This is a genomic window from Pseudomonas reactans (genome assembly GCF_013387025.1).
In the GTDB taxonomy this organism is placed as follows: Bacteria; Pseudomonadota; Gammaproteobacteria; order Pseudomonadales; family Pseudomonadaceae; genus Aquipseudomonas; species Aquipseudomonas reactans.
On the sequence record NZ_JACAQP010000025.1, the window covers coordinates 2,109 to 22,018 of the forward strand.

Annotated in this window: 16 protein-coding genes and 1 pseudogene; 12 read left to right on the top strand and 5 right to left on the bottom strand. The window is 60.7% G+C overall.

Annotated features, from left to right (window positions below; genetic code table 11):
* Both HX793_RS31390 and HX793_RS21585 read left to right on the top strand, forming a co-directional pair.
* The coding region (locus HX793_RS31390) for an RHS repeat-associated core domain-containing protein (protein WP_256733901.1) at window positions 1-1,860 on the top strand (1,860 nt) is incomplete at its 5' end.
* A complete protein-coding gene (locus HX793_RS21585; protein ID WP_177052423.1) occupies window positions 1,857-2,177 on the top strand; it encodes a contact-dependent growth inhibition system immunity protein in 321 nt (106 codons plus the stop codon). The genes HX793_RS31390 and HX793_RS21585, both read left to right, overlap by 4 nt.
* A 748-nt stretch (window positions 2,178-2,925) precedes the next feature.
* Here HX793_RS21585 and HX793_RS21590 read toward each other — a convergent pair.
* The 3 genes from HX793_RS21590 to HX793_RS21600 form a co-directional block, all read right to left on the bottom strand.
* Window positions 2,926-4,155: a M20/M25/M40 family metallo-hydrolase gene (locus HX793_RS21590; protein ID WP_177052422.1), complete on the bottom strand. Its 1,230-nt coding sequence runs from the start codon at window positions 4,153-4,155 to the stop codon at window positions 2,926-2,928.
* A gap of 47 nt (window positions 4,156-4,202) precedes the next feature.
* Window positions 4,203-5,261, bottom strand: coding sequence for a diguanylate cyclase (locus tag HX793_RS21595; RefSeq protein WP_177095928.1), 1,059 nt, complete (start codon window positions 5,259-5,261; stop codon window positions 4,203-4,205).
* An 80-nt stretch (window positions 5,262-5,341) separates the two neighbouring features.
* Window positions 5,342-5,974: a LysE family translocator gene (locus HX793_RS21600; protein ID WP_016980068.1), complete on the bottom strand. Its 633-nt coding sequence runs from the start codon at window positions 5,972-5,974 to the stop codon at window positions 5,342-5,344.
* 123 nt (window positions 5,975-6,097) lie between these two features.
* Between HX793_RS21600 and HX793_RS21605 the strand changes: the two genes are divergently transcribed.
* The 4 genes from HX793_RS21605 (at window position 6,098) to HX793_RS21620 (ending at window position 10,980) form a co-directional block, all read left to right on the top strand.
* On the top strand, window positions 6,098-7,492 hold the full coding sequence (locus HX793_RS21605) for an aminotransferase-like domain-containing protein (protein WP_177052420.1): 1,395 nt from the start codon (window positions 6,098-6,100) through the stop codon (window positions 7,490-7,492).
* Window positions 7,493-7,656: 164 nt separating this feature from the next.
* Entirely contained in the window at window positions 7,657-8,397 is a 741-nt protein-coding gene (locus tag HX793_RS21610; RefSeq protein ID WP_028616631.1) for a response regulator, read from the top strand.
* Complete coding sequence (locus HX793_RS21615) at window positions 8,394-9,698, top strand: ATP-binding protein (protein WP_177052419.1); 1,305 nt, start codon at window positions 8,394-8,396, stop codon at window positions 9,696-9,698. The genes HX793_RS21610 and HX793_RS21615 overlap by 4 nt, the downstream gene beginning before the upstream one ends.
* Before the next feature lie 199 nt (window positions 9,699-9,897).
* Window positions 9,898-10,980, top strand: a complete 1,083-nt coding sequence (locus HX793_RS21620) for an LLM class flavin-dependent oxidoreductase (protein WP_177052418.1) — start codon at window positions 9,898-9,900, stop codon at window positions 10,978-10,980.
* Between the two features lie 115 nt (window positions 10,981-11,095).
* On the opposite strand, the gene HX793_RS21625 is transcribed toward HX793_RS21620, so the two are convergent.
* On the bottom strand, window positions 11,096-11,890 hold the full coding sequence (locus HX793_RS21625) for a class II aldolase/adducin family protein (RefSeq protein ID WP_016980073.1): 795 nt from the start codon (window positions 11,888-11,890) through the stop codon (window positions 11,096-11,098).
* 107 nt (window positions 11,891-11,997) lie between these two features.
* The gene (locus tag HX793_RS21630; RefSeq protein ID WP_016980074.1) at window positions 11,998-12,903 is read right to left on the bottom strand and encodes a LysR family transcriptional regulator; all 906 of its coding nucleotides are present in this window, start codon (window positions 12,901-12,903) and stop codon (window positions 11,998-12,000) included.
* A gap of 212 nt (window positions 12,904-13,115) precedes the next feature.
* On the opposite strand from HX793_RS21630, the gene HX793_RS21635 reads away from it, so the two are divergent.
* The 6 genes and pseudogenes from HX793_RS21635 (at window position 13,116) to HX793_RS21660 (ending at window position 19,828) form a co-directional block, all read left to right on the top strand.
* The gene (locus tag HX793_RS21635) at window positions 13,116-13,727 is read left to right on the top strand and encodes a cysteine dioxygenase family protein (RefSeq protein WP_033897171.1); all 612 of its coding nucleotides are present in this window, start codon (window positions 13,116-13,118) and stop codon (window positions 13,725-13,727) included.
* The gene (locus HX793_RS21640) at window positions 13,724-15,307 is read left to right on the top strand and encodes a rhodanese-related sulfurtransferase (protein ID WP_177095930.1); all 1,584 of its coding nucleotides are present in this window, start codon (window positions 13,724-13,726) and stop codon (window positions 15,305-15,307) included. Before HX793_RS21635 ends, HX793_RS21640 begins: the two co-directional genes overlap by 4 nt.
* A gap of 89 nt (window positions 15,308-15,396) precedes the next feature.
* Window positions 15,397-16,349, top strand: a pseudogene (locus HX793_RS21645) (ABC transporter substrate-binding protein).
* A gap of 13 nt (window positions 16,350-16,362) precedes the next feature.
* Complete coding sequence (locus HX793_RS21650) at window positions 16,363-17,712, top strand: LLM class flavin-dependent oxidoreductase (RefSeq protein ID WP_016980077.1); 1,350 nt, start codon at window positions 16,363-16,365, stop codon at window positions 17,710-17,712.
* Entirely contained in the window at window positions 17,709-18,887 is a 1,179-nt protein-coding gene (locus HX793_RS21655; protein WP_016980078.1) for an acyl-CoA dehydrogenase family protein, read from the top strand. Before HX793_RS21650 ends, HX793_RS21655 begins: the two co-directional genes overlap by 4 nt.
* A complete protein-coding gene (locus HX793_RS21660) occupies window positions 18,884-19,828 on the top strand; it encodes a D-isomer specific 2-hydroxyacid dehydrogenase family protein (RefSeq protein WP_177095934.1) in 945 nt (314 codons plus the stop codon). The genes HX793_RS21655 and HX793_RS21660 overlap by 4 nt, the downstream gene beginning before the upstream one ends.
* Window positions 19,829-19,910: the final 82 nt, after the last annotated feature.

Below are 19,910 nucleotides of genomic sequence, written 5' to 3' on the forward strand. Positions count from 1 at the left end.
ATCGAAAATGAGGTGGGCGAAACCTACCGGCTCCAGTATCACGCCAACGGGCTGATCCAGCAGGAAGCCGGCTTTGACGGCCAGCGCACAGCTTACCTCTACGACCTCAATGGCAACCTGCAAGAAAAGACCGAACACGGTGATGACGGCAGTCAGCTAGTTACCCGCTACGAGCGCGACTATGCCGGACGTCTCGTAAGAAAAACCCTGCCTGATGGCAACCGGGTCGATTACGGCTACGACCGTCAGGGCAATCTCTTAAGCGTCGAAGATGGCCACTGGGCGTTGGCCTACGAGTACGACAGCCAAAACCGCCTCACCGCTGAACACCAAGGCTGGGGCACCTTGCGCTATGGCTACAACGCCTGCGGTCAACTTCAAAACCTACGCCTGCCGGATAACAACCGAGTGGTGTACAACCACACCAAAGGCGGCCACCTCGCCACCGTCGAACTGAACGGTGAAACCCTTACTTCTCACCTGTTCAAAGCCGGACAGGAACTCCAACGCCAACAAGGCCAACTGATCAGCCACTACCACTACGACGATCAACAACGCCTTCACGCCCACGCCGTTACCCAACAGCAACACACCCTCTACCAACGCCAGTACGACTACGACAAATCCGGCAACCTCACCCGCTTGCTCGACACCCACAAAGGCGACCACCACTACCACTACGACCCGCTAAACCGCCTCACCCGCGCCAACCACTCCCAAGGCGAGCAAGAACGCTTCGGCCACGACCCGGCTGGCAACCTGCTCATGCAAAACCGCCCCGGCCCCGACATCGTGGCCGGCAACCGCCTGATGATCCAAGGCGACCACCATTACGACTACGACGCCTTCGGCAACCTTATCCGCGAACGGCGTGGCAAAGGCCATCAACTCGTTACTGAATACAGCTACGACTGCCAGCACCGCCTGATCGGCATTAAAAAACCCAACGGCCAGACTGCCAGCTATTGCTACGACCCATTTGGGCGTCGCATCAGCAAAACCGTGAATGGCATCACTACAGAGTTTTTTTGGCAGGGCGACAAACTCATCGCCGAACACCACGCGGAGCGCCACCGCAGTTATCTCTACGAACCGGACACCTTCCGCCCGCTGGCACTGCTGGAAGGCTTCGGTCCAAAGGAAACCAACGCCTACCACTACCAACTCGACCACCTCGGTACGCCGCAGGAACTCACCGCTGCCGATGGCGAGATCGTCTGGTCCGCACACTATCGCGCCTACGGCGAAATCAGCCGCCTTGACATAGGAAAAATCGACAACCCGCTGCGCTTCCAGGGCCAATATTTCGATCAGGAAAGCGGGCTGCACTACAACCGCCATCGCTACTACAATCCGGATATTGGTCGCTACCTGACGCCGGATCCGGTGAAGTTGGCGGGTGGGATCAACAGATATCAGTACGTAACCAATCCGATCGCGTGGGTAGATCCGCTAGGGTTAAGCTGTAAGGTTGGAAATTGCCCTGGCGGCATACTAGATGCACATGAAAATGCAGGCGGGCACTTGATTCGAAAGCATGTTGCGCAGACGGAAGCACAACTGATTGCAAGGCTTAATCTGGAGCCGCATATTCCCGCGGCATCAACCTTCAAAAATCTAGAAGAAGCAGAAGCCATTGTGTCTGGGAGCTTGAACAATCACCGGAACGAAATTATAGAGTTTTTAGAAGGAGACAAGGAAAAACATATAATCAACGACAACTCTAGACAGCCTGTTGGCGTGAGTATTATTAGAGGCACTGAAACGCCTGAGCCTGTTTACAACCTCATTCTAGTTCTGAAGAGAAGACCCAACATGCCAGATGGCTATCTATTACTGACAGGATACCCGGAAAAATGAAAACTCCATTGACAGAGCTGCAGCAATTTTTCGGCGCTTACTTTAATCAGGACTGGACAATAGAACATTCGACAGCCGACGAAGTGATAGACGCCTTCCTGCTTGATTCTTCAAGAGCCACAATAACAATTGTAAAAAAAGAAATACTAGAATTGATAAATGACTATATAGACGAGCCTACCCTTCAAAAGAATTTACTGCACAAGCAACATTGTTATTACTACTACCCCAGTCAATGGGCTTCAGGATTATCCTGGCTGAATCACATTATCGTGAAATTCGATAATTACTTAGTTAAACAAGAAAACCCTGTCTGAAACGCCCCTCTGTATCGAGCTGACTTGCTCGCGCTGGGCCACGCAGCGCCTACACTCCAGGCAGTGGGAATGTTTTAGGCAAATCGGCATCGCTTCTTCGGAGCTCGACAGATGAAAAGAAAACCAAGCCTCTCGATACTGCAAGGTTTTTTATTTACTTACAGCACAGAAAACACCAAAAACCTAGAAAGAGAAGAAATTATAGTTTCAAAAAATGCAAATAACGAGACTGAACTTTCAGAACTATTCGATATTTTAACCAAGCCAGAATTTCTCTCATATACAGAGGATGAGCAAATATGGTTCATAGAAACTATTGAACACTACCTGTCGAAAGACGAGAATTTCGAATCTGTCTTTTATCTATTTGATACATACTTCGAAGACGACATAATTAACAAAAGAGCGTTCATGGCAGTACTACTTGAACGTCTCAAGAGTTACCGCAACGAGACCGAATCGTAAGAATAAAAAATGGTCAAATAAACGAAAGAAATGAATTGCACTACCTTAAATAGCCATCCTCGAAGACCAGCTAACTTGATAACACCACCCCTGTAGCGAGCAAACTTGCTTGCGCTGGGGCGCGCAGCGGCCCCAATCCTCACAACCCGACTATTCAGCCAGAACCGCATCGCAAGTTTTAGGGCTGCTACGCAGCCCAACGCGAGCAAGCTCGCTCGCCACAGGAAATTTGCTCACCACAAAATATCTCGCTCAAAAAGGACAAGCGAGTACACCACTCAAATCATCGCTTCGACAACTCCATAATCATCCGACTCAGCAAATAAACCCGCGGCACCACACTCTCCACCTCCGCATATTCCTCCGGCGTATGAATATTCCCGCCAACAATCCCAAACCCATCCAACGTCGGCGTCCCCACCCCAGCCGACAGGCTCGCATCCGCCGCCCCGCCGCTGCCTTCAATGGTCAGCGTCTTACCCAACTCCGCGTAAATCCCCTGGGCAATCGCGACCAACTTGTCCGATTCCGGCGTTTGCGGCATCGGTGGCAACCCACGCTGCAGGCTGGTCTTCACTTCGGCCTCCGGGATCAGCTTGTTCGCCGAGACCCGCGCCAGGTCTTTCTCGATGCGATCAAACTCTTCCGGCAATGCCGCACGCACGTCGGCCTTCGCAGTGGCCTGGTCAGGAATGACGTTGGTACGATCCCCCGCCTTGATCACCGTAAAGTTGATGGTGGTTTTCTTCTCCTCATCCCCTAGCTTGCCCAGCTGCAGAATCTGGTGCGCGGCCTCCATGGCGGCGTTGCGGCCAAGTTCCGGGGCGACGCCGGCGTGGGCGGCTTTGCCTTTGACTTCGACCACGGCGGTGGCGCTCCCTTTGCGCCACACCACGAGGCCGTCGGCGGGGCGGCCGGGTTCGAGGTTGAGGGTCACGTCGTGGCCCTTGGCGGTTTTGCGGATGAGGTCGGAGGCGGCGTCGGAGCCGGTTTCTTCGCTGGCGTCGAGCAGGAAGGTGATCTGCGCGTAGTCCTTGAAGCCCTGGTCTTTGAGGACTTTGAGCGCATAGATGCCAGCGACGATGCCGCCCTTGTCATCCATCACGCCAGGACCGTAGGCGCGGCCGTCCTTGATATGGAACGGACGCTTGGCAGCCGAACCTTCCTTGAACACTGTGTCCATGTGGGCCATCAGCAGGATCTTGGCTTTGCCGGTGCCCTTGAGGGTGGCGACCACGTGGCTGTTGTTGGCCGCTTTGTCCGGCACCAGCTCGATAGAGAAACCCAGCTGTTTCAGCTCATCCACGGCAATGTCGCGCACTTGGGTCAGGCCCGGCTCATAGCCTGAGCCCGAGTCGATATTCACCAGACGCTCCAGCAGTTTCAGGGCCTCGGCCTTGTACTGTTCGGATTGCGCCTGGATCTGTTTATGGGGTTCGGCGCTATAGGCCGGCAGGGCGAAGGACAGGGCCAGGGTGGCGGCCAGGAGGGTACGGGGGAAGGTGAAGAGCATGAACCGATCCTTGTTTTTGTTGAAAGGTGCCGCCACACCCTACTCCACTAGATCGATCGCAACCAACTCCCCTGTACCGAGCTGACGCGGTTGCGCCCGCTGCTCTTGGCCTCATACAACGCCTGGTCGGCGTCATTCAGCCAGCTTGTCGAATCCGCATGGCTCGGTTGGTACGGCGCCAGGCCGATGCTCAAGCTGGCGCGCAAGGTCGGGTCCTGGGCGTAGGCCAGGGCGTTGAAACGGTCGCGCAGGGCGTCCATCACTTCGGTGGCGCGGTTGAGTGGCATGTCCGGCAGGATCACGCAGAACTCGTCGCCACCGTAACGCCCGGCCAGGTCGGTGGCGCGCAGGTTCTGACGCAGCACTTTGCTGAGCTGGCGCAGGACGATATCGCCGGTGACATGGCCGTAGGTATCGTTGATGGTCTTGAAGTGGTCGATGTCGATCAACGCGATGGCGGCGCCGGCAGGTCCTCGGCGGCAGCGTTGGAATTCGATTTCCAGGTGGTCTTTCCAGGCACCGTGGTTGAGCAGGCCGGACAGGCTGTCGGTGCGGCTCAGCGCCAGCAACTCACGTTTGTGCCGCGCGAGCGTCACCGCCTGGCGGTAGCAGATCCAGCCCAATGCCAGCGGATACAGCATCAGAATCGGCAAGCAGGCGTAGAGCTGTGCCTGAGAGGTGACGGCGATGAATGCGGGCGCAAAGATCAGCAACGCAGTGCCAATACCCAGCGCCTGCGCCACCCACCCTGCCAGCATGAAGCGCGGACCGCCGATGGCCACGTTGTTCATCGTCATCATCGACAGGGTGGTGACGCTGGGCAGCGGGTTGAAGTGCATCGCACCGACCCAGAACCCACCGCAAAAGGAATCGAACAACAGGTTGCGTCGTTCACTGCGCAAGGCGTTGACGCTGCGCAGCGTCAACTGAAAAGCCAGATGCGGCCAGGCAAAGGCGTTGATCACCATCCAGGCCCACACCCACCACGCGGGCTCCAGGGAATACATCCCGAACACCACACAGACAAAACCGAGCGTCAGCCCGAGGGTACGGGATTTGTACAGCCGTGAAGCGAGCGGAAGTCCGGTGCCTTCTGCAGCTGACATGGTGGGGTGAGATCCTGGAGGAATGCCTGGAGTCTAACAGGGCAACGGCAGATCGCCACTACCGCTCATAAGCTCACTACTCAGTGGGCAAAACCCCGCGCCAGCATCAGTGCTACGCCTAACAGCAACAGGGCCGTGATCCGCTGCAACATCACACGGCGCTTGGGGTTTTCCAGCACGTGCTTGATGCGCTGGCCGAAGTAGCAATACAGGCAGCCGCTGGCGAATTGCAGCAACAGGAATGTCAGCCCGAGGATGGCAATATCCACCGTCGAACTGTGCTCCCCGGCCCCGGCAAACTGCGGGAATACCGCGCTGAACATGATGAGGGTCTTGGGGTTGGAAAAACCGGTCAGCAAGCCCTTGCCGAACAGGTTGCGCGCCGCTTCCACGTGGCCGATCCGTTCGATCACCACGCCGCTGCTGGTCCACTGCTTGTACGCGAGGTGCAGGATGTACGCCACGCCGACCACCTGGATACCCTGGGTGATCACCGGATAGCCCTTGATCAACTCGGAAAAGCCCACGGCAAAGATCAGGATCGAAATCAGGTACGCCACACTGGCGCCGATCTGCGCCGGGATCGAACGGCGCAGCCCGTCACGCACGCCCAGGCTCAACAGCAGCAGGGTCATGGGGCCGGGGCTGAAGGTCATGGTGGCGCAAAACAGCAGGAAGTAGAGGAACGAAGAAAGGGTTAACGCACTTGTCATGGCCGCAGACCTGGAGGATGGAGCCCGCAGTCTAGGCAGCTAGCATTGCGCAAGGCAGGTAAAGTGATGCCTAATCCGCCCTGACTTTACCGGTAAAATCACCAGCAAAGATAAGGAAATCACGTGCTCGTATCGGCCATCGCCTTTGTAGAAGGCACCCCCAAGGTGCAACAGATCGTCGAGGCGTTCAGCCAGGCCATCGAAAACGGCGAATGGCCGCCCGGCAGCAAATTGCCCTCGGTGCGCGAACTGACCGAGACCCTGGGCGTGAGCAAGTTCACCCTCAATGAGGCCCTCGACCGCCTGCGCGGCCGCAACCTGCTCACCTCCAGCCAGGGCCGTGGTTATTTCGTGGCGATGGAGACCGTACGTCCGCCCGCTGCGAACTGGGTGGACCTGCTGCCTCAAGACCTGCTCAGCGTATTGCGCCGCCCTTTGGCCGCGGCCAACGGCGACCTGCGCCCTGGCGGCGGCCACCTGCCAGAAACCTGGCTGGACAGCGAAGCCCTGCGCCAGACCTTGCGCAGCGTGGTGCGGGCGCCGTCACTGCGCATCGCCAGCCTGGGCACACCGGCCGGGTTGCTGCCGTTGCGCCAGGCCCTGCAACAGAAGCTGCATGGCGAGGGCCTGTCGGTGTCGGTGGAACAAATCATCACCACCCCCAACACCGTGCAAGGCCTGGACATGCTGATGCGCCTGCTGGCACGTCCCGGCGATACGGTCCTGCTCGATACACCGTGCTATTTCAACTTCCACGCCAACCTGGCCCTGCACGGGGTCAAGGTGGTGACGATCCCGCGGCGCCCCGACGGTTTTGATTTCGCGGCCCTCGAACACCTGCTGGCCGAGCATCGCCCCCGCCTGTACCTGACCACCAGCGTGTTGCACAACCCCACCGGCCACTCCTTCAGCCCCGGCCAGGCGTTCCGCCTGCTGCAACTGACCCAGCAATACCACTGCCATATCGTCGAGGACGACCTCTACGGCGACCTGCACCCCAACCCACCACCGCGCCTGGCCGCCCTCGCCGGCCTGGACCAGGTCACCTACCTGTCGGGCTTTTCCAAGATCCTCAGCGCCAACGCCCGCGTCAGCTTCGTGGTGGCCGCGCCGCAACTGGCGGCCAACCTCACCAACATGAAGCTGATGAGCGGCGGCGTGACGTCCGAACTGTTCGAGCAAGTCGTGTACCGCATGCTCAGCGAAGGCAGCTACGCCAAGCACCGCAAGCGCATGGTGCAGCGCTTGATGGAAGCCGGTGGACGCGTGGAGCAATGGCTCAAGCGTTGTGGCTGTGAACTGCCGATGGGTTACGAAGGCGGGATGTTTATCTGGGCGCGCCTGCCGCCTGGGGTCAACGGCGAGCTGTTGGCCCAGGCGGCATTAAAACAGGGCATGGTGCTGGCGCCCGGCGCGCTGTTTGGCTACGACCCGGCGCAACGTGATTCGATGCGTTTCAACGTGGCCCACAGTGATGAGGCAAAGGTCCAGCGGTTGTTCGAAACGCTGCTGGGCTAGGCTTCGCACGCCCTTTGACTGATGAACATAGCCTGTCGCACCCGCCATTTTGCATCGTCGTGTATCTCCTTATCGCCAGATACACTGCAATACAAAGGGTACAAGGCAAGGGCGTCGCCAATGGCTAGACTGCGCTCCAATGAGTATTTAACGAGGAAGGCAGCATGGATCATGTCGATCACATCCTGATCGTCGATGACGACCGGGAGATCCGCGAACTGGTGGGCAACTACCTGAAGAAAAACGGCATGCGCACCACCGTGGTCGCCGACGGCCGCCAGATGCGCAGCTTCCTCGACACCACTCCCGTGGACCTGATCGTGCTGGACATCATGATGCCCGGTGACGACGGCCTGCAGCTGTGCCGCGAACTGCGGGTGGGCAAGCACAAGGCCACGCCGGTACTGATGCTCACCGCGCGCAACGATGAAACCGACCGCATCATCGGCCTGGAAATGGGCGCCGACGACTACCTGGTCAAACCCTTCGCCGCTCGTGAGCTGCTGGCACGCATCAACGCCGTGTTACGCCGTACACGGATGCTGCCGCCGAACCTGGTGGTCAGCGAAACCGGACGGCTGATCCGCTTTGGCCGCTGGCGCCTGGACACCACCGCACGCCATCTGCTTGACGAAGACGACACCCTGGTGGCCTTGAGCGGTGCCGAATATCGCTTGCTGCGGGTGTTCCTCGACCACCCCCAACGCGTGCTCAACCGCGACCAGTTGCTCAACCTGACCCAAGGCCGCGATGCCGACCTGTTCGACCGCTCCATCGACCTGCTGGTGAGCCGCCTGCGCCAACGCCTGCTGGATGATGCCCGCGAACCGGCCTACATCAAGACCGTGCGCAGCGAGGGCTACGTGTTTTCGCTGCCGGTGGAAATCCTCGGGGCCGAACAATGAGCTTAAGGTTTCGCTGGCCGCGCACCCTGGCGTCGCAACTCTCGCTGATATTCCTGATCAGCCTGCTGTGCGCCCATGGCTTGTCCTTCAGTGCGCAGTTCTACGAGCGCTATATCAGCGCGCGCACTGCCATGCTGGGCAACCTGGAAAACGATGTGTCCACCTCGGTGGCAATCCTCGACCGGCTGCCGGCCAACGAACGGGCCAGCTGGTTGCCGCGCCTCGACCGGCAGAACTACCGCTACCTGCTGAACGCCGGCGAGACCGGCGCACCGATGAGCAGCGATGATGTGCCTATGGCCGCCACCTCCATCGCAGACGCGCTGGGCGAACACTACGCGCTGACCTTCCGCGACATTCCGGGCATGCAGAAACACTTCCAGGCGCACCTGACCCTGGCCGATGGCAGCCCGATCACGATCGACGTACGCCCAGCCGCCCTGCCCGTCGCCTACTGGCTGCCGGTGGTGCTGGTGTTACAACTGGCACTGTTGCTGGGCTGCACCTGGATCGCCGTGCGCCTGGCCATCCGCCCACTGACCCGCCTGGCTCGCGCCGTGGAAACCCTCGACCCCAACGCCCACCCCACGCCGTTGGACGAAAAAGGGCCCACTGAAGTCGCCCACGCCGCGGCCGCGTTCAACGAGATGCAAAAACGCATCGCCGAGTACCTCAAGGAACGCATGCAGATCCTGGCGGCGATTTCCCATGACCTGCAAACCCCGATCACCCGCATGAAACTGCGCGCCGAATTCATGGAAGATTGCGCCGAACGCGACAAACTCTGGAGCGACCTGGGCGAAATGGAACACCTGGTGCGCGAAGGCGTGGCCTATGCGCGCAGCGTCCACGGCGCGACCGAGACCAGCCACCGAATCAACCTCGACGCCTTCCTCGACAGCCTGGTATTCGACTACCAGGACATGCACAAGCAGGTCAGCCTCACGGGTAAAAGCGCCGTCGTGTTCGACACACGCCCCCACGCCTTGCGCCGGGTGCTGGTGAATCTGGTGGACAACGCGTTGAAGTTTGCAGGCAGTGCCGAATTGGAAGTGGGCTCGACAGCGGACGGGGAATTGTCGATCAAGGTATTGGATCGTGGCCCGGGGATTGCCGAAGACGAACTGGTTCAGGTGATGCAGCCATTCTACCGCGTCGAAAGTTCACGCAATCGGGGCACCGGCGGCACCGGACTGGGGTTGGCGATTGCACAGCAATTGGCCGTGGCGATAGGCGGTTCGCTGACCCTGAGCAATCGACCACAAGGTGGGTTGTGTGCCGAGATACGCCTGGGGCTTTAAGCCCCAGAGACCGGCGCTGCCGGCGCGCGACCCCAATGCAAATTACTGATATATCGCCTAACTCATGATTCAATATTTTAATAATTAGGTTAGAACCAATCGGCATTTTACAGTCCCGGCTCTGCCCCCTACCTTGGAGGCGAATAACCGACCCCCTGCCCGGTGGAGGTGTCACTCACGCACGACACAAGGACAGACCATGAGCATCGAATTCATCGGCTATATTGGCGGCCATCACGCTTCCGAAATCCACCCGCGCAGCGGCCCCACCCTGCAACCCGACTATGTCGAGACCGTGGCCCGCGCCCACGAAGAAGCCGGCTTCGACCGCGCACTGGTGGCCTTTCACTCCAACAGCCCGGACAGCACGCTGATCGCCTCCCACGCCGCCAGCGTGACTCAAAAACTTCAATTCCTCATCGCCCATCGCCCCGGTTTCGCCCAGCCCACCTTGGCTGCGCGCCAGTTCGCCACCCTGGATGTGTTCAACGGCGGGCGCACGGCCGTGCATATCATCACCGGCGGCGACGACCGCGAACTACGCGCCGACGGCAGCCACATCGGCAAGGACGAACGCTACGCCCGCACCGATGAATACCTGAGCGTGGTGCGCCAGGAATGGACCAGCGAACAGCCTTTCGACTTCAAGGGCACCTATTATCAGGTCGAAGGCGCGCACTCCACAGTGAAGTCGCCGCAACAGCCGCATATCCCGCTGTATTTTGGTGGCTCGTCCAAAGCCGCGATCGAAGTGGCGGGCAAGCACGCCGACGTTTACGCCTTGTGGGGCGAAACCTACGAACAAGTGCGCGAAATCGTGACCCAGGTGCGTGCCGAAGCGGCCAAGCATGGGCGTACGATTCGCTTCAGTTTGTCGTTGCGGCCGATCCTCGCCCAGACTGAAGAACTGGCATGGGCACGGGCCGAGCGCATCTTGCAGCAGGCCACCGAGCTGGCCGAAAAAAATGGCTTTGTACGGCGCGAACCGCCGAATGAAGGCTCACGCCGGCTGCTCGCGGCGGCGGCGCAGGGATCGCGGCTGGATAAGCGTTTGTGGACCGGAATTGCGGGATTGCTCGGTGCACAGGGTAACTCCACCTCGCTGGTAGGCACGGCGGAGCAAGTCGCGGAAGCGCTGGTGGATTACTACGATCTGGGGATCACCACGTTCCTGATCCGTGGGTTTGATCCGTTGAATGATGCCATCGACTATGGCAAGCGCCTGATTCCCCTCACTCGCCAGCTGATTGCTGAACGCGAGCAGGCCAAACAGGTCGCTTAATCACATCACAAAACCAATGTGGGAGCTGGCTTGCCTGCGATAGCGGTGGTGAATTCACCAACGCTATCGCGGGCAAGCCAGCTCCCACAGTTTTAGATCATCAGTGGATTCACTATCAGTCCTTGTAGTCGGTATCACTGCGCTCCAACTGCCGGATCAACGCATTCCAATGCCGCGCCACACCCGGCCCATCACCACTGGCAAACACCTTGGCCTGCTGCTCAACCTTCTCCACCACCTCCCTCGGCGGGAAAATCAACTCCGCATTCCCCGCCGCCTGCGCCGCGACCTGGATATTGCACGCACGCTCCAACTGCTGCAGTTGCTGGAACGCATGCTCAACACTGACGCCTGCGGTCAACAACCCATGGTTACGCAGGATCATCACACTCTTGTCACCCAGGTCCGCGACCAGGCGCTCGCGCTCGTCCAGGTCCAGGGCGACGCCTTCATACCCGTGGTACGCCACGCGCCCGGAGAAACCAATGGAGTGCTGTGAAATCGGCAGCAGGCCGTCTTTTTGCGCCGACACTGCGATACCGTCGCGGGTGTGGGTGTGCAGCACCGCTTGCAGGTCGTGGCGTGCGCCGTGAATGGCGCTGTGGATCACATAGCCGGCGTAGTTGATGCCCAGGCCGGTAGGGTCGTCGACAATGGTGCCATCAAGGTCGACCTTGACCAGGTTGGACGCGCTGATTTCATCGAACAACAAGCCAAAGGCGTTGATCAGGAAATGCTCGTCCGGGCCCGGTACACGGGCGGAGAAATGGGTGTAGATGTGGTCGGTCCACTTGTACAAGGCCGCCAGGCGATAGGCGGCGGCCAGTTTGACGCGCACCTCCCATTCTTCCGGAGTGACGCGCTGGCGAACATTGGTGGAAACGCTGGAAATCGAGGTGACGCTGCTCATGGCAAAACTTCCTGGATGGCCTTAAGGACTTCCAGGCAAGCCTAGGTGATGCAAAAAAATAATAAAAAGCACATTTTAATCTAAGCTAATTATTATTTTTTTTCATATCAAGCTGCATCCTTGATCTTGTGCAACGAGGCCGCGACCCACTTGCCAAACGCATCCACCGGCCCCTGCAGGTTTCCCAGGAAGTGCGGATAGATCAGCCACAGGTCCATCACCGGCTTGAAGTCCTTGAGCGGCATCACCGCCAGTTGCTCACGATGGGCGCTGCGCTCCAGCAACGGGCGGGGCACCAGGCCAAGGCCGAGGCCATCCGCCACCAAGCCCAATTGCAGCTCAGTGCCAAACGTCTCCAGGTTCACCCGTAATGCCAGCCCCTGATCGGACAAGGTCCGCTGCAACCCCGCACGGAAACCGCAACCGTCCGGGTTGAGAATCCAGCCGTTCTGGTACACATCCGCCAGCTTGCAGGGCTTCTTCGGCAACTGAGCCTTGGCGCAGACCACCACCAGTTCCATCTTGCCGATGGACTCGCCGATGATGTTGTCCGGAAAGATCTTGCCCGCCGGGAACAACGCCGCCGCCGCATCCAGCTCGCCGCGCTCGATCTTGCCGACCAATTGGCTGCCCCAGCCGGTGGCGACCTGGGCCCGCAGGTCCGGGTATTCGGTACGCAGGTGCTTGAGCGCATCGAGCAGCACCACATCACCGATGGTCTGTGGCACACCCAGGCGTAGCACGCCAGTGGGCGGAGCGTCGGTGGCCACCAGTTCACGCAGGGCATCCATCTCGCGCAGGATCAGCCGGCACTGCTCGTAGACGCGGGTGCCGATCAGCGTAGGCTTGAGGGGCTTGGTGTTGCGGTCGAACAGCTCCACCCCCAGCGCCTGCTCGAAGTTCTGCACGCGGCGGGTGATGGCTGGCTGAGTCAGTTGCAACGACTCGGCGGCATGGCTGATGGACTGGCAACGAATCACTTCGACAAAGGCATCGATATCGTCAATTTTCATTTGGGCCGCACATAGAGAACAGTCATTAAGATGTGTGCGAAGCATAGTTGCAGGAAGGCTGTCTGGATAGCCCACGCTGTGATCGATAACGTCTAACGCTATTCAGACCGGTTCTAAATTACCTTCAGCTATAAGCTAATCATTAAAAAATAGCATATTAACTATAAACATTATGCTTAGATAATCCCATCACCACCGACCATGGAATTGTCATGACCCAGGCCAAGCACCCCGAAAGACTCAGAGCCTTCATCGGCGCCCTGGCGGAATTGATCGACGGCAATCCACGCGAAGGCGACCTGTTGCACCGTGGCGGCAAGCTACTGGCGCAGCTGGTCAGCCATGATGACTGGCTGCCCGATGCGTTCGCCCAGCCCGATCCTGAACGCTATCAGCAATTTCTGCTGCATGCCGACTCGCGTCAGCGCTTCAGCATCGTCAGTTTTGTGTGGGGGCCGGGGCAAAGCACGCCGATCCATGACCACCGAGTGTGGGGCCTGATCGGCATGCTGCGCGGTGCGGAGTTTTCCCAAGGCTTCGAGCGCGCGCCGGATGGCCGCCTGGTGGCCGAAGGCAAACCGATCCAGTTGGTGCCGGGCCAGGTTGAAGCCGTGTCGCCCAAGGTCGGCGACATCCACCAGGTGAGCAATGCCCACAGCGACCAGGTGTCCATCAGCATCCATGTGTACGGCGCCAATATCGGTGCGGTGCGCCGGGCGGTGTACCAGCCCGACGGCAGCGAGAAACTGTTTATCTCCGGTTATTCCAACGCCTTCCTCCCGAATATCTGGGATTTGTCCAAAGAAAAGAGCCCTGCCCTATGACCACCGTATCCACCCGCAGCTTTGCCCAGCTTCGCCAGGCCCTGTTGGACCATCAAGAAGTGGCCCTGATCGACGTGCGCGAAGAGGCGCCGTTTGCCGAATCCCACCCGCTGTTCGCCGCGAACATACCGCTGTCCAAACTGGAGCTGGAGGTGTATTCGCGCATTCCACGGCGTGATACCCAGGTCACCGTCTACGACAACGGCGAAGGCCTGGCGGCCCGTGCTGCCCAGCGCCTGGTTGCGTTGGGCTACACCCAGGTCAGCCTGCTCGAAGGCGGATTGGACGGTTGGCGCAAGGCCGGTGGCGAGCTGTTCATCGATGTGAACGTGCCGAGCAAGGCGTTTGGTGAACTGGTGGAAAGCGAGCGGCACACACCGTCACTGGCCGCCGAAGAAGTACAAGCCCTGCTCGACAGCCAGGCCGACGTGGTGGTGCTCGACGCGCGGCGTTTCGACGAATACCAGACCATGAGCATTCCCACCGGCATCAGCGTGCCCGGTGCCGAGTTGGTGTTGCGCGCCCGCGAGCTGGCGCCAGACCCGGCCACCCGCATCATCGTCAACTGCGCCGGGCGCACCCGCAGCATTATCGGCACCCAGTCGCTGATCAATGCCGGCGTGGCCAACCCGGTGTCAGCACTGCGCAACGGCACCATCGGCTGGACCCTGGCCGGACAGACACTCGCCCACGGCCAGTCACGCCGCTTTGCACCGACCTCGGAAGAACATCGCCAGGTGGCCGCCGCCGATGCGCGCCGGGTTGCCGACAAGGCTCGCGTAGGCCGCGCCACCCTGGTCGATCTGCAGGCCTGGCAGCAGGAAGCGACGCGTACCACCTACCTGTTCGACGTGCGCACGCCGGAAGAATTTGAAGCCGGGCATCTGCCAGGCGCACGCTCCACGCCCGGCGGCCAGTTGGTGCAGGAAACCGACCACGTCGCCAGTGTGCGTGGCGCACGGCTGGTACTCGCGGATGACGACGGTGTGCGCGCCAACATGTCCGCCTCCTGGCTGGCGCAACTGGGCTGGGAAGTCCACGTGCTGGATAACCTGGAACCGGCGCACTTCAGCGAGAAAGGCGCCTGGATTGCGCCGGTTCCGACGCCCGCCCAAGCCGAGCTGATCAGCCCGCACACCCTCGCCGACTGGCTCGGCCATGGCGACACCGTGGTGCTGGACTTCACCGCCAGCGCCAACTACGTCAAGCGCCACATCCCCGGTGCCTGGTGGGCCCTGCGCGCGCAACTGCCCCAGGCCCTGGCCAAGGTGCCCGCCGCCCAACGCTACGTGCTGACCTGCGGCAGCAGCCAGTTGGCGCGCCTGGCGGTGGCCGAAGTCGAAGCCATCACCGGCAAGCAAGTGTTCCTGCTACAGGACGGCACCACTGGCTGGATCAACGCGCAACTGCCGTTGGAAGAAGGTGAAACTCAGTTGGCCTCACCGCGCATCGACCGCTACCGCCGCCCGTACGAAGGCACCGACAACCCCAAGGAAGCCATGCAGGCCTATCTGGACTGGGAATTCGGCTTGGTCGACCAACTGGCGCGCGACGGCACCCATGGTTTCTACGTGATCTGACGGCATGCCCGTGCCGGGCCTTCCCAACAGCCGACCCCTTCTCCAGGCGGAGGCGACTGCAACCTAACCCTTAGCCTGGAGCCTCTCTTATGCGTCTGACGCTGCCTCTCCTGCTGATCGCTCTACTATCGGGCATCACCCACGCCGCCGACCTGCAACCGCTGCGCGTGGCCAATCAGAAGTCCACCATCAAGGCGCTGCTGGAAGCCTCCGGCGAATCGAAAAACGTGCCCTACGAAATCCGCTGGTCGGAGTTCCCGTCGGCCTCGCCCCTGGGTGAAGCCTTGAACGCCGGGGCCGTAGACATCGGCGCCCTAGGTGACGCGCCCTATGTGTTCGCCCTGGGGGCCGGTGCGTCGCTCAAGGTGGTCAGCATCATTCACGCCGAAGGGCGTAACACCACCGCCCTGGTAGTGCCCAAGGACTCACCGATCAAGACCGTCGCCGACCTCAAGGGCAAGAAAATCGTCACCGGGCGTGGCTCCATCGGCCATTACCTGGCGATCAAGGCCCTGGCCACCGCTGGGCTGACCTCTCAGGACGTGCAATTCATTTTCCTGCTGCCGAGCGAGTCGCGCCTGGTGCTGGACAACGGCACCGCTGACGCCTGGGCCACCTGGGACCCGTACACCACCGTGGTCACCTCGCAAAGCCAGGCCCGCGTGCTGATCAGCGGCAACAAGCTGTTGAGCAATCACCTGTACCTCGCGGCTACCAGCCAGGCTATCGCCGACAAGCGCGCGCAACTGGATGACTTTGTCGCCCGTCTTGATCGCGCCTATGCCTGGGCCAACGTGCACCCCAATGAATACGCGGCCGCCCAGGCCAAGATCACCGGCCTGCCGCTGGAAGTGCATGTGGAAGTCGCCAAGGACACCCACCTGACGCCGGTCACCATCGACGACGCGGTCATCAGCGGCCTGCAAGCGACCGCCGACACCTACCAAAAAGAAGGCCTGTTGCTCAAGCATATCGACGTGTCACAGGGCTTCGACAAGAGCTTCAACGCCAAGCGTGTCCCCTTTCCCAAGCCTCGCGCTAAATAGGAGCAGAACATGAGCAAGCCACGCCATTTAAAATTGGGTGCAATGGTCCACGGTGTCGGTCACGGTTGGGGCGAATGGCGCCACCCGAACGCCCAACCCAACGCCAGCACCAGCTTTGGTTTCTACAAACAGCAGACTGAACTGGCCGAAGCCGCCAAGTTCGACTTCGTGTTCATCGCCGACAGCCTGCATATCCACGCCAAATCCAGCCCGCATTACCTCAACCGTTTCGAGCCGCTGACCATCCTCTCGGCGCTCGCGGCAATCACCACGAACATCGGCCTGGTGGCGACCGTGACCGTCAGCTACACCGAGCCCTACCAGGTGGCGCGCCAGTTCTCGTCCCTGGACCATATCAGCGGCGGCCGCGCTGGCTGGAACGTGGTCACCTCTTGGCTGAGCGGCACCGCTGACAACTTCGGCAAGGCCGAGCATCCACCCCATGCCGTGCGCTACCGCATCGCCAAGGAACACGTGAACGCGGTCAAGGGCCTGTGGGATTCGTGGGAAGACGACGCCTTTGCCTACAACAAGCAATCCGGCGAATTCTTCACTCCAAGCAAGCTGCATGCGCTGAACCACAAGGGCGAGTTCTTCTCGGTGAAAGGCCCACTGAACATCGCGCGTTCGCGTCAGGGCCAGCCGGTGATTTTCCAGGCCGGTACCTCCGAAGATGGACGCAACTTCGCCGCCGAAAACTCCGACGCGATCTTTGTGCATGTGGACAGCATCGAGGAAGGCCTGGCCTATGCCCAAGACCTGAAGCGCCGCGCCAAAGGGTTTGGCCGCGACGCCGACAGCCTGTCGATTTTGCCGGGTATCCGCCCGATTGTTGGCCGCGATGAGGCCGAAGTGGAAAGCCGCTATCAGCAGGCCGTGGACCTGGTCACCGTGGAAGACGCGATCGTCGCCCTCGGCCGCCCATTCAACGACCACGACTTCAGCAAGTACCCCTTGGACGCGCCGTTCCCGGAACTCGGTGACCTCGGTTCCAACAGCCAGAAAGGCGGTTCCGACCGCATCAAGCAACTGGCCAAGGACGAAGGCCTGACCCTGCGTGAAGTGGCCCTGCGCTTTTCGCGGCCAAAACGCGATTTTGTCGGCACCCCGGAGCAAGTCGCCGATGCGATCCAGACCTGGTTCGAAACCGGCGCCAGCGATGGTTTCATCATCAATTCGGTACTGCCGGATGGCTTGCAGTATTTCACCGAACTGGTGGTGCCGGTGCTGCAGCAACGCGGCCTGTTCCGCACCGACTACAGCGGCCAAACGCTACGCGACAACCTGGGCCTGGACGTGCCGGCCAACCGCTACAGCGTCGCGGTCGAGGTTGAAGAGCAGCAAGAGGCGCTGGCATGAGCCAATCCTCGCAACCTTCCTTACGCTCCGTGGAAGTCGCCCATTTCGACGCCCTGCTCGAACGCCTCACCACCGAGCTGGCCAGCACCGCACACGTCTATGACGAAAGCGGCGCCTTCCCCCATGCCAACTTCCAGTTGCTGCACCAACATGGCTTGGTCGCCCTCACCGTGCCCAAGGCGCTGGGTGGCGGCGGCGCGAGCCTGCCCCAGGCGCGCAAGGCGATCAGTGCGATTGCCAAGGGCGAACCGTCTACCGCGCTGATCCTGGTGATGCAGTACCTGCAACACACACGCCTGCAAGACAGCAAGACCTGGCCCGCCCACCTGCGCACGCAAGTGGCCGACGACGCTGTGCGCAACGGCGCCCTGATCAACGCCCTGCGCGTCGAACCCGACCTCGGCACCCCGGCCCGTGGCGGGCTGCCGGCGACCACTGCGGTGCGCACCGCCGAAGGCTGGCGCATCAGCGGCCGCAAGATCTACTCCACCGGCAGCCACGGCCTGAGCTGGTTCAGCGTGTGGGGCCGCAGTGACGATGCCGACCCGCTGGTTGGCGCCTGGCTGGTGCCCAAAAACAGCCCCGGCGTGACCATCATCGACACCTGGGACCACCTGGGCATGCGAGCTACCTGCAGCCATGAAGTGGTGCTCGACAACGTGCTGGTGCCGCTGGACCACGCCGTCAGCGTCAGCCCGTGGAGCGCGCCGTCGCCGGAGCTGGACGGCGAAGGTTTCCTGTGGATGTCGGTGTTGTTGTCCTCGGTATACGACGCCGTAGCCCAGGCTGCGCGGGACTGGCTGGTGAACTGGCTGGAAGAACGCGCGCCGTCCAACCTCGGTGCAGCGCTGTCGACCCTGCCGCGCTTCCAGGAAACCGTCGGCCATATCGACACCCTGCTGTTCGCCAACCGTAGCCTGCTCGACGCTGCCGCCGAAGGCCACACCCCCGCCGCCAATGCGGCGCAGTTGAAGTACCTGGTGACCCACAATGCGATCCGCGCCGTGGAGCTGGCCATCGAAGCCTCGGGCAACCCCGGTCTGTCGCGCCATAGCCCGTTGCAACGGCATTACCGCGACGTGCTGTGCAGCCGCGTGCATACCCCGCAGAACGACGCCGTATTGCAAGGCGTCGGCAAGGCCGTCTTCGCCCAACGCCAGAAGGAACGCACATGAGTCAGGTGATTATCGCCAGCCAGCTGGACGAAGATTTCAATGAAGTGATTCGCGAGCGCCTGGCAAAGATCCATCCCGAGGCCCAGGTGATCGGCGTGCCCGTTGGTGTACCGAGCGACCTGCCGCCCCAGGCGAATATCCTGCTGCTGCGCCCGATCAATGTGCGCGGCTACACCGCGCCGGATACCCCACCACCGGGTTGGCCTTACGGCGCGCAATGGGTGCACCTGGTGTCGTCGGGCATCGATTTCTACCCGCAGTGGCTGTTCAACGGTCCGCCGGTGACCACCTCCCGTGGCAGTGCCGCTGACAACCTGGCCGAGTTTGCCTTGGCCGCGATCTTTGCCGCCGCCAAGCATTTGCCGGACATCTGGGTAAAGGATTCGCAGTGGAACTTCACCGCGTTGCGCCCGCTGAAGGGCACCACCTTGGGCATCCTGGGGTTTGGTGCGATAGGCGAACGCCTCGCGCAAAAAGCCCTGGCCCTGGGGATCAAGGTCGTAGCGCTGCGCCAAAGCCAGGCGCCGTTCAGCGCGGGCGTGGACGCCGCCCTGGACATCCACGACCTGTTCGCCCGCGCCGATCACCTGGTGGTGGCGGCACCGCTGACCGAGTCCACGCGGCAGCTCATCAACCGTGACGTGCTGGGCAGCGCCAAGCCGGGGTTGCACCTGATCAATATCGCACGCGGTGGGTTGCTGGATCAGGAGGCGCTGTTGGAAGCACTGGACAATGGGCAGATCGGGCTGGCGTCGCTGGATGTAACCGAGCCGGAGCCGTTGCCGGACGGGCATCCGCTGTATACCCATCCAAGGGTGAGGTTATCGCCGCATACGTCGGCGATTTCGACAAATAGCCGGAATGAGATTGCGGATACGTTTTTGGCGAACCTGGAGCGCTACGTGACGGGTCAAGCGCTGAATAACTTAGCTTACGTCTAACGCAAATCAAAATGTGGGAGCGGGCTTGCTCGCGAATGCGGTGGTTCAGTCAAAGGTGTATCGACTGACACTCTGTATTCGC

Coding starts and splice junctions, on each gene's coding strand:
- HX793_RS21600 (WP_016980068.1), bottom strand. CDS start 5,974: ATGACAAGTGCGTTAACCCTTTCTTCGTTCCTCTACTTCCTGCTGTTT.
- HX793_RS21620 (WP_177052418.1), top strand. CDS start 9,898: ATGAGCATCGAATTCATCGGCTATATTGGCGGCCATCACGCTTCCGAA.
- HX793_RS21615 (WP_177052419.1), top strand. CDS start 8,394: ATGAGCTTAAGGTTTCGCTGGCCGCGCACCCTGGCGTCGCAACTCTCG.
- HX793_RS21630 (WP_016980074.1), bottom strand. CDS start 12,903: ATGAAAATTGACGATATCGATGCCTTTGTCGAAGTGATTCGTTGCCAG.
- HX793_RS21590 (WP_177052422.1), bottom strand. CDS start 4,155: ATGCTCTTCACCTTCCCCCGTACCCTCCTGGCCGCCACCCTGGCCCTG.
- HX793_RS21640 (WP_177095930.1), top strand. CDS start 13,724: ATGACCACCGTATCCACCCGCAGCTTTGCCCAGCTTCGCCAGGCCCTG.
- HX793_RS21660 (WP_177095934.1), top strand. CDS start 18,884: ATGAGTCAGGTGATTATCGCCAGCCAGCTGGACGAAGATTTCAATGAA.
- HX793_RS21655 (WP_016980078.1), top strand. CDS start 17,709: ATGAGCCAATCCTCGCAACCTTCCTTACGCTCCGTGGAAGTCGCCCAT.
- HX793_RS21625 (WP_016980073.1), bottom strand. CDS start 11,890: ATGAGCAGCGTCACCTCGATTTCCAGCGTTTCCACCAATGTTCGCCAG.
- HX793_RS21650 (WP_016980077.1), top strand. CDS start 16,363: ATGAGCAAGCCACGCCATTTAAAATTGGGTGCAATGGTCCACGGTGTC.
- HX793_RS21585 (WP_177052423.1), top strand. CDS start 1,857: ATGAAAACTCCATTGACAGAGCTGCAGCAATTTTTCGGCGCTTACTTT.
- HX793_RS21595 (WP_177095928.1), bottom strand. CDS start 5,261: ATGTCAGCTGCAGAAGGCACCGGACTTCCGCTCGCTTCACGGCTGTAC.
- HX793_RS21610 (WP_028616631.1), top strand. CDS start 7,657: ATGGATCATGTCGATCACATCCTGATCGTCGATGACGACCGGGAGATC.
- HX793_RS21635 (WP_033897171.1), top strand. CDS start 13,116: ATGACCCAGGCCAAGCACCCCGAAAGACTCAGAGCCTTCATCGGCGCC.